We start from the raw sequence: 9,231 nt of genomic DNA on the forward strand, positions 1-9,231 counted from the left end.
CATGTTGTGTCGCCCCTCGCCGTGGGTCCGCCGCTAGAGCTCCAGGCGGTAGGTGAGCAGGGGGAGGCCCGGAACCGGGTACCAGTCCCGCTCCGGCGTCCGTACGAAGCCCAGCCGGTCGTAGATCCGGTGCGCCCCGAGCATCTTCTCCGTGGTCGACAGCACCAGGTGGCTCACGCCCTCCAGCTCCCGGGCGCGGCTCACGCAGGCCCGTACGAGGGCCTCGCCCGCGCCGCGTCCGCGCGCCGCCGGGGAGACGGCCAGCATCCGGAACTCCGCCTCGCCGGGGCCCGCGATATCGCACAGCGGGCTGCCGGGAGGGGCGAAGGTCACACCGCCGAGCAGCGTGTCCTCGTACGCCGCGACGATCACCTCGCCGTCGGGGGCCCGGCCGGCGACGTCGCGCAGCCGGCTCAGGTAGGGGTCGTCCTCGGAGAAGTGCAGGAGTCCGTCGTCGAGGTAGGCCCGCGCGGTGATCTCGCCGAGCTCTTCGTATTCGGCGGCCGCCGCCGTCCTGATGATGATGTCCATGGCTCCGAGTGTGCGCCAGGGCAAGGCGAGGGGCCGCCGCGTTCCGTCGGGTGGACGGCGGACGCGGCGGCCCCTGGGGCCCTGCGGGTTCAGCAGCAGGGCCCCGGGGGCCCTACGGGTTCAGCAGCAGCGGAACCCTTCGCGCGGATCTCCCTCGCGGGCGTCCGTACGGGCCCGCTCGAAGGCCCGGCGCGACTGGACCTCGGCGTCGGGGTCGTGCGTGCGGGCGTGGGCGACGTAGCGGTCGTAGGCCGCCTCGCCCGAGAACTCCCTCACGAAGTACCGGGCCCGGCCCAGCACGTGGCGCAGGCGGGTCACGCCGGTTCCCGCACGGGGTCCTGTGCGCGGCCCCCGCCCGAGTCGAGGCCGGCGGCGGCGAGCTCCGCGCGCTCCTCGGCGGTCGGGATGAGCCCGGCCGGGGCGACGATCCTGGACTCGGTCCACGGGAACTCGACCATGGTGACCGACTCGGGCTTGCGGATGGCCTTGAAGCAGGTCCGGGCCGCGTCCACGAGTACGACGATGATCAGCAGGGCGAAGAAGACCGACAGGACGCCGTCCACCGTGGCATTGGTGACCACGGTGTGCATCTCGTCCATGTTCTTGGCGGGCTTGAGGACCTTGCCCGCGTCGATGCCGTCCTGGTAGACGTCCCGCTGCGCGAAGAAGCCGATCTTCGGGTTGTCGGAGAAGATCTTCTGGTAGCTGGCGGTGAGCGTGACGGCCAGGTCCCAGGCGAGCGGAACGCCCGTCACCCAGGCCCACTTGAGCCGGCCCGACTTGATCAGCAGGGTGGTGCAGACGGACAGGGCGACCGCCGCGAGGAGCTGGTTCGCGATGCCGAACAGCGGGAAGAGCTGGTTGATGCCGCCCAGCGGGTCCTTGACGCCGACCCAGAGGAAGTAGCCCCAGCCGCCGACGACCACCGCGCTGGCGAACCAGACGCCCGGCTTCCAGCTGACGTCCTTGAAGGACTTGTGCACGTTGCCGAGGGTGTCCTGGAGCATGAACCGGCCCACGCGGGTGCCCGCGTCGACCGTGGTCAGGATGAACAGGGCCTCGAACATGATCGCGAAGTGGTACCAGAACGCCTTCATCGCGGTGCCGCCTATGACGGCCGAGAAGATCTCCGACATTCCGAGCGCGAAGGTCGGTGCGCCGCCCGTACGGGACAGCAGGCTGGTCTCCTCCACGTCCTTCGCGGCCTGCGCGAGGGCCTCGGGGGAGATGGCGAAGCCGAAGTTCGTCACGGCCTGCGAGGCCGTCTCGACGGTGGCGCCGACCACGCCGCCGGGGGAGTTGATGGCGAAGTAGAGGCCCGGGTCGATGATGCAGGCCGCGATGATCGCCATGACGGCGACGAAGGACTCGGTCAGCATGGCGCCGTAGCCGATGACCCTGACCTGGGTCTCCTTCTGGATCATCTTCGGCGTGGTGCCCGAGGAGACCAGGGAGTGGAAGCCGGAGAGGGCTCCGCAGGCGATGGTGATGAAGACGAACGGGAACATCGAGCCGGCGAAGACCGGGCCGTCGCCGCGCGAGGCGAACTCGGTGACCGCCGGCATCTTCAGCGTCGGCATGGCGATGACCACGCCCACGGCCAGCAGCCCGATGGTGCCCACCTTCATGAAGGTGGAGAGGTAGTCGCGCGGGGCGAGCAGCATCCACACCGGCAGGACGGACGCCACGAAGCCGTAGGCGACCATCCAGATGACCAGCGTCTCCTTCTCCAGGGTGAAGGTGTCCGCCAGCGAGGACTCGGCGACCCAGCCGCCCGCGACGATGGCGAGCAGCAGGAGCGCGACACCGACGACGGAGACCTCGGTGACCTTGCCCGGGCGCAGGACGCGCAGGTAGAAGCCCATGAAGAGGGCGATCGGGATGGTCATGCCGATGGAGAAGACGCCCCACGGGGAGTGCGCCAGGGCGTTGACGATGACCAGGGCCAGCACGGCCAGCAGGATGATCATGATGGCGAAGACGCCGACCAGCGCGGCGGCGCCGCCGACCGGGCCGATCTCGTCCCGGGCCATCTGGCCGAGCGAACGGCCGTTGCGCCGGGTGGAGAAGAAGAGCGTGACCATGTCCTGGACGGCGCCCGCGAAGATCACGCCCACGACGATCCAGATGGTGCCGGGCAGGTAGCCCATCTGCGAGGCGAGTACGGGACCGACGAGCGGTCCGGCGCCGGCGATGGCGGCGAAGTGGTGGCCGAAAAGCACCCGCCGGTCGGTCGGGTGGAAGTCGACACCGTTGTCAAGGCGTTCGGCGGGGGTGGCGCGGGTCTTGTCCACCTTCAGGACGCGGTTCGCGATGAAGCGCGCGTAGAAGCGGTAGCCGATCGCGTACGAACCCAGGGCCGCGGCGAGCAGCCAGGCGGCCGAGATCTCCTCGCCGCGCGAGAGTGCCAGCACGCCCCAGCCGATGGCCCCCACGAGCCCGACGAGCACCCACACGGCCACGGACTTGGGGGACATGGCCCCCGATGGAGAAGGCGAGCCCGGCGTGCTGCCCGGACTCGCCGCGTCCCGTACTGCTCGTGTTGCTTCCGGCTGTGTTGCTTCCGGTCCTGGTTCCGTCATGATCCGCCGTCCCCTCGTTGATCATCTGCGTAGGCGCAGGGAATCTACGGGGGACCGCCCGATGGACGTAACCCCCCGTCCGCATAGCGGAACGAGAGTCAACTACAAGATTCAGACGGCGGGGCGCTGGAGTCGGGCGACGAACTTGTAACGATCGCCGCGGTATACGGAACGCACCCACTCGACGGGCTCCCCGTCGGTGTCCAGCGAATGGCGCGAAAGCAGCAGCATCGGCAGCCCGACGTCGGTGCCGAGCAGTCCGGCCTCCCGCGGGGTGGCCAGCGAGGTCTCGATGGTCTCCTCCGCTTCGGCGAGGCGCACGTCGTACACCTCGGCGAGGGCGGTGTAGAGGGAGGTGTACTTGACCAGCGAACGGCGCAGCGCGGGGAAGCGCTTGGCCGACAGGTGCGTGGTCTCGATGGCCATCGGCTCTCCGCTGGCCAGGCGGAGGCGTTCGATGCGCAGGACCCGGCCGCCGGTGGCGATCTTGAGGAGACCGGCAAGGGTGTCGTCGGCCGTCACATAGCCGATGTCCAGGAGCTGGGAGGTGGGTTCCAGTCCCTGGGCCCTCATGTCCTCTGTGTACGAGGAGAGTTGGAGCGGCTGGGAGACCTTCGGCTTGGCGACGAAGGTCCCCTTGCCCTGGATCCGTTCCAGCCGGCCCTCGACGACGAGCTCCTGGAGGGCCTGTCGCACCGTGGTGCGGGAGGTGTCGAACTCGGCCGCCAGCGTGCGCTCGGGCGGCACTGGTGTGCCCGGTGGAAGGGTTTCGGTCATATCGAGCAAGTGGCGCTTGAGCCGGTAGTACTTGGGCACGCGTGCCGTGCGGGTGGCCGCCCCGCTGTCCGGCTCCGTGATCGCCCCTTCGGTGGCCATCGCCGCCCGCCTTCCCGACTCCAGTTTCGTTGCCGTCACCGGCTCCTCCGATATGTGCGGTCACATCGTGACACGGGAGGGAGGGCAGGCCTCCTCCCTCCCCCAGGTGTCGGTCCGATAACGGACCGAGCACCCGCTCATTAGACCCTTGACACCCCTAAAGGTCTAGGCCAAGCTCCAGCTACTGGTCTACACCAATATGGATCGGATCCCGGCCCCACGGGCAGTACTTGGTGCTTTTTGAGTCACCGCGGCGGGCAAGGGAAGTTGCAGGCAGCATCCCTGAGGAGGGTGGCGTGAAGCGCAAGCTCATCGCGGCGGTCAGTGTCGCGGGCATGATGGTCGGAGTCGCGGCGTGCGGCAACGGCGGCGACGACAAGGGCAAGGCCGACGCGGGTGGCGCCAAGGAGATCACCGTCTGGGTGATGGACGGCTCCGCACCGAAGGCATGGATCGACGCGGTCAACGCCGAGTTCTCGGCCAAGCACCCCGGCGTCACGGTCAAGGTCGAGACGCAGCAGTGGAAGGGCATCCAGGAGAAGGTCACGACGGCCCTCTCCGAGGACACCCCGCCGGACGTCCTGGAGCTCGGCAACACCCAGACCGCGGGTTACGCGGTCACCGGTGGCCTCGCCGAGCTGACGAAGGACAAGGCGAAGCTCGGCGCGGACGCCTGGGCGGCGGGCATGCTGGCTTCGGCCGAGATGGACGGCAAGCTCTACTCGGCTCCGTGGTACGCGGCCAACCGTGTCGTCATCTACGACAAGAAGGCCTACGCCAAGGCCGGCGTCACCCCGCCGACCACCCGCGACGAGTGGGTCGCCGGTCTGGAGAAGCTGAAGGCGGCCGACCCGAAGTCGCAGCCGATCTACCTCCCCGGCCAGAGCTGGTACGTCCTCGCGGGCTTCATCTGGGACGAGGGCGGCGACCTCGCCACCAAGGACGGCGCCAAGTGGAAGGGTGGCCTCGCCACCCCCCAGGCCGCTTCCGCGATGGAGTTCTACAAGAAGCTCCAGTCCTTCTCCACCGCCCCGAAGGACAAGGACGAGGCGACCCCGCAGCAGTCCACCGACATCGTTCCCAAGGGCGGCGTCTCGTCCTGGATCGGTCTCGGCTGGGAGGCCGGCGGCGCGGAGAAGGCGCTGAAGGACGCGGGCAAGGAAGCCGACTTCGGTTACTTCCCGATCCCCGGCAAGACCGCCGACAAGACGGGCACCGTGTTCCTCGGCGGCTCGAACCTGGCGATCGCCGAGCGCTCCAAGAACAAGGAGCTCGCCAAGGAGTGGCTGGCCCTCGCCGCAGGCAAGGACCAGATGACCAAGTACGCCGCCGAGACCAAGGGCGCGCTGCTCCCGAACCAGGTGGGCGCGAACTTCGCCCCGCCGGCGGGCTCCTTCGCCGAGGCCATGGCCAAGGCCGGCGCCAACGGCAAGATCACCCCGGTGACCGCGGGCTGGGCGAACGTCGAGACCGAGCCGAACCCGGTCAAGGACTTCATGACCAAGGTCCTGAACGGCACCGACCCGGCCAAGGCCGGCGCGGACGCCGACGCGGAGATCGCGAACCGCATCAACAAGTAGCACCCGGCACCACCTGAAGCACCGCAGTACCCGCAGTACCAGTAGTGATCGCACCGGGGGGTGCGGCGGGCGCCCTGAGCGCCCGCCGCACCCCCGGTCGCGCATTGACAGAAGTAAGCGCCGCCTGCTCCGAGCGGGGAAGCGGGTGCGGGCCGCCACAGTCAACCGCGAGGAAGCCAGACATGACCGTGCACTCCCAGGGAGCGGCGACCTCCGCTCCACAGGACGCACCACAGAAGTCCGCAGGGGTGGCCGAGACACCGCCGCCCGCCGGAGCCAAGGCAGCGCCCACGTCTCCTCGCGGGGGCAGAAAGTCGCTCCCTGCAGGGTGGTGGCCCTACCTCCTGGTCGGGCCGGCCGTGCTCAGCATGGCGGGCCTGCTGCTGTATCCGCTGATCAAGAACATCATCCTGTCGTTCCAGAAGGTCGACAAGATCGAGTTCATCCAGCGGAAGTCGCCGTTCACCGGCCTGGACAACTACACCCAGCTGCTGGGCGACTCGCAGTTCTGGACCGTGGTGGCCCGAAGCTTCGCCTTCACCGCGGCCAACGTCGCGCTGATCATGATCATCGGCAGCCTCATCGGCATCCTGCTGAACAAGCTCGGCACATGGATGCGCCTGGTCCTGTCGATGGCGCTGGTGATGGCCTGGGCCATGCCGATCGTCGCCTCCGTGACCGTCTTCCAGTGGCTGTTCGACGAGCAGTTCGGCGTCATGAACTGGCTGATGCGCACGCTCGGCTTCTCCGGCTACGACCAGCACAACTGGTTCGAGACCGGCTTCTCCACCCTCGTGATCGTGACGGTCCTGGTGGTCTGGGGCTCGATCCCCTTCGTCGCCCTCAACATGTACGCCGGTCTGACCACCGTCAGCGGCGAGCTGTACGAGGCGGCCCGGATGGACGGCGCCAACGGCTGGCAGACCTTCTGGAAGGTCGTCTTCCCGAACCTCAAGTCGTTCTTCCTCGTCACCACGTTCCTCGAGGTGATCTGGGTCTTCAAGGCCTTCACCCAGGTGTACGCGATGAAGGCCGGCGGCCCCGACCGCGGCTCCGAGATCCTGCCCGTCTTCGCCTACGTGGAGGGCCAGAGCCAGTTCCACTACGGCCTGGCCGCGGCGATCTCCGTCCTGACGATCCTGATGCTCGTGATCGTCATGTCCTTCTACTTCCGTCTGATCCTGAAGCAGGAGGAGGAGCAGTGACCACCACCACCGCCCCGAAGCCCGCGCCGTCCGCGAAGCCCGCGCCGTCCGCGAAGGCCGCACAGGTGCGCAACCGCAGGCCGGTCCGTCCCGGTGCCGTCGCCAAGAACATCGGCGCCCTGCTCCTGGCCCTCCTCTTCATCTTCCCCGTCTACTGGATGTTCTCCTCGGCGCTCAAGCCGTCCAGCGAGATCCTCTCCAAGGACCCCGTCTTCGTCTTCACCCCGACGCTGGACAACTTCACCAAGGCCACCGGCGTCGACCTGTTCTGGACCTACGTCACGAACAGCCTGATCGTCACCGTCGGAGCCGTCGCGCTGGCCCTGCTCGTCGCCCTCGCCGCGAGCTTCGCCATCGCCCGGATGAAGTTCAAGGGCCGCAAGGGCCTCGTGCTCGCCGTGATGCTGGCCCAGATGGCGCCCTGGGAGGTCATGGTCATCGCGATGTACATGATCGTCCGCGACGCCGAGATGCTGAACAACCTCGGCGTGCTGACCGCGATCTACTTCGTGATGGTCCTCCCCTTCACCATCTGGACCCTGCGCGGCTTCATCGCCGCGGTCCCGGTGACCCTGGAGGAAGCCGCCCAGATCGACGGCTGCACCCGCGGCCAGGCCTTCCGCAAGGTGATCTTCCCGCTGCTGGCCCCCGGCCTGATGTCCACCTCGCTCTTCGGCTTCATCACGGCCTGGAACGAGTTCGCGATGGTCCTGATCCTGCACAAGGAGAAGACCGCGCAGACCCTGCCGCTGTGGCTCACCCAGTTCCAGACGGCCTTCGGCAACGACTGGGGCGCCACCATGGCCGCTTCCTCGCTCTTCGCGGTTCCGGTGCTGCTCATCTTCGTCTTCCTCCAGCGCAAGGCCGTCGGCGGCATGACCGCCGGCGCCGTGAAGGGATAACGGCCCCCATGACTGTCCTTGCGCACCGCACAGACACCTTGACCCGGGACGCCCTCGCGGTCCTCCAGCCCGGCTTCGAGGGCACCACCGCCCCCGCCTGGCTGCTGCGCCAGGTCGCCGAAGGCCTCACCGCCGTCGGTCTCTTCGGCCGCAACATCACCTCGCCCGAGCAGCTCGCCGCGCTGACCGCGCAACTGCGCAGGGAGCGGGACGACGTGCTCGTCGCCATCGACGAGGAGGGCGGCGACGTCACCCGTCTGGAGGTCCGGGGCGGCTCCTCCTTCCCCGGCAACCTGGCCCTGGGCGCCGTGGACGACGTGGACCTGACCCGCGACGTCGCCCGCGAGCTGGGCCGCCGACTCGCCGAGTGCGGGGTCAACCTCAACTGGGCCCCGTCCGCGGACGTGAACTCCAACCCGGACAACCCGGTCATCGGCGTACGGTCCTTCGGCGCCGACACCCACCTCGCCGCCCGGCACACCGCCGCGTACGTCGAAGGCCTCCAGGCCGCCGGCGTCGCCGCCTGCACCAAGCACTTCCCGGGCCACGGCGACACCAACGTCGACTCGCACCACGCGCTGCCGCGCATCGACGTGGACCTCGAGACCCTGACCGCGCGGGAACTCGTACCGTTCCGGGCCGCCATCGAGGCCGGCACCAAGGCCGTCATGAGCGCCCACATCCTGGTGCCCGCCCTGGACCCGACCCGCCCGGCCACCCTCAGCCCGCAGATCCTGACCGGTCTGCTGCGCAAGGAGCTCGGCTACGAGGGCCTCATCGTCACCGACGGCATGGAGATGAAGGCCATCGCCGGGACGTACGGGATCGAGCGCGGCTCGGTGCTGGCCGTCGCGGCCGGCGCCGACGCCATCTGCGTCGGCGGCGGGCTCGCCGACGAGGGCACCGTGCTCGGCCTGCGCGACGCGCTGGTCGCGGCCGTCCGCGAGGGCGCGCTCCCGGAGGAGCGGCTCGCCGAGGCCGCCGCCCGGGTCCGTTCGCTGGCCGAGTGGACCCGGCAGGTCCGTCAGGGCGCGCGGCCGGAGGGGAGCAGCGCGCCCGGCATCGGACTGGCGGCGGCCCGCCGCGCGGTGGTCGTGACGGGTTCGCCCAAGGCGGCCTCCCCGGTGAACGCCCCGTACATCGCCACGCTCACCCCGGTGGCGAACTTCGCGGTCGGCGACGAGACCCCGTGGGGGGTGGCCGGGGAAGTGTCCGCGCTGATCCCGGGCACCGAGTCGGGCGTGTACCCGGAAGGGTCGACGGCCGAGGGCATCCTGGCCGCCGCGGGGAACCGCACCGTCGTCGCGGTGGTCCGCGACGCGCACCGGCACCCCTGGATGACCGAGGCCCTGGACGCGCTCGTCGCGGCGCGGCCGGAGACGATCGTGGTCGAGATGGGCGTGCCGCGGGCCGAGCCGCGGGGTGCGCTGCACATCGCGACGCACGGGGCGGCCCGGGTGTGCGGGCGCGCTGCCGCGGAGATCATCGCCGGGGTGTAGCGGGCCCCTGTGGCCCGGCTGCCGGGGCTCCGCCCCGGACCCCGCGCCTCAAACGC

At 69.6% G+C, this 9,231-nt stretch carries 8 protein-coding genes; 4 read left to right on the forward strand and 4 right to left on the reverse strand.

The window, feature by feature from the left end:
- Positions 1-33: 33 nt before the first annotated feature.
- From ACFWBW_RS26380 to ACFWBW_RS26395, 4 genes are all read right to left on the reverse strand, one after another.
- Positions 34-531, reverse strand: coding sequence for a GNAT family N-acetyltransferase (locus tag ACFWBW_RS26380; protein WP_385376975.1), 498 nt, complete (start codon positions 529-531; stop codon positions 34-36).
- 120 nt (positions 532-651) lie between these two features.
- On the reverse strand, positions 652-849 hold the full coding sequence (locus tag ACFWBW_RS26385) for a YbdD/YjiX family protein (RefSeq protein ID WP_243336096.1): 198 nt from the start codon (positions 847-849) through the stop codon (positions 652-654).
- On the reverse strand, positions 846-3,008 hold the full coding sequence (locus tag ACFWBW_RS26390; protein WP_385376978.1) for a carbon starvation CstA family protein: 2,163 nt from the start codon (positions 3,006-3,008) through the stop codon (positions 846-848). Before ACFWBW_RS26390 ends, ACFWBW_RS26385 begins: the two co-directional genes overlap by 4 nt.
- Before the next feature lie 216 nt (positions 3,009-3,224).
- Entirely contained in the window at positions 3,225-3,989 is a 765-nt protein-coding gene (locus ACFWBW_RS26395; RefSeq protein ID WP_243336098.1) for a GntR family transcriptional regulator, read from the reverse strand.
- Positions 3,990-4,285: 296 nt separating this feature from the next.
- On the opposite strand from ACFWBW_RS26395, the gene ACFWBW_RS26400 reads away from it, so the two are divergent.
- From ACFWBW_RS26400 to ACFWBW_RS26415, 4 genes are all read left to right on the forward strand, one after another.
- Entirely contained in the window at positions 4,286-5,569 is a 1,284-nt protein-coding gene (locus tag ACFWBW_RS26400) for an extracellular solute-binding protein (RefSeq protein WP_385376981.1), read from the forward strand.
- A 182-nt stretch (positions 5,570-5,751) separates the two neighbouring features.
- Complete coding sequence (locus ACFWBW_RS26405) at positions 5,752-6,774, forward strand: carbohydrate ABC transporter permease (RefSeq protein WP_385376983.1); 1,023 nt, start codon at positions 5,752-5,754, stop codon at positions 6,772-6,774.
- Positions 6,775-6,884: 110 nt separating this feature from the next.
- Positions 6,885-7,676, forward strand: coding sequence for a carbohydrate ABC transporter permease (locus ACFWBW_RS26410; protein WP_385377001.1), 792 nt, complete (start codon positions 6,885-6,887; stop codon positions 7,674-7,676).
- An 8-nt stretch (positions 7,677-7,684) separates the two neighbouring features.
- A complete protein-coding gene (locus tag ACFWBW_RS26415; RefSeq protein ID WP_385376986.1) occupies positions 7,685-9,175 on the forward strand; it encodes a glycoside hydrolase family 3 protein in 1,491 nt (496 codons plus the stop codon).
- Positions 9,176-9,231: the final 56 nt, after the last annotated feature.

The organism is Streptomyces sp. NPDC059957 (genome assembly GCF_042730015.1).
Taxonomy (GTDB): domain Bacteria; phylum Actinomycetota; class Actinomycetes; order Streptomycetales; family Streptomycetaceae; genus Streptomyces.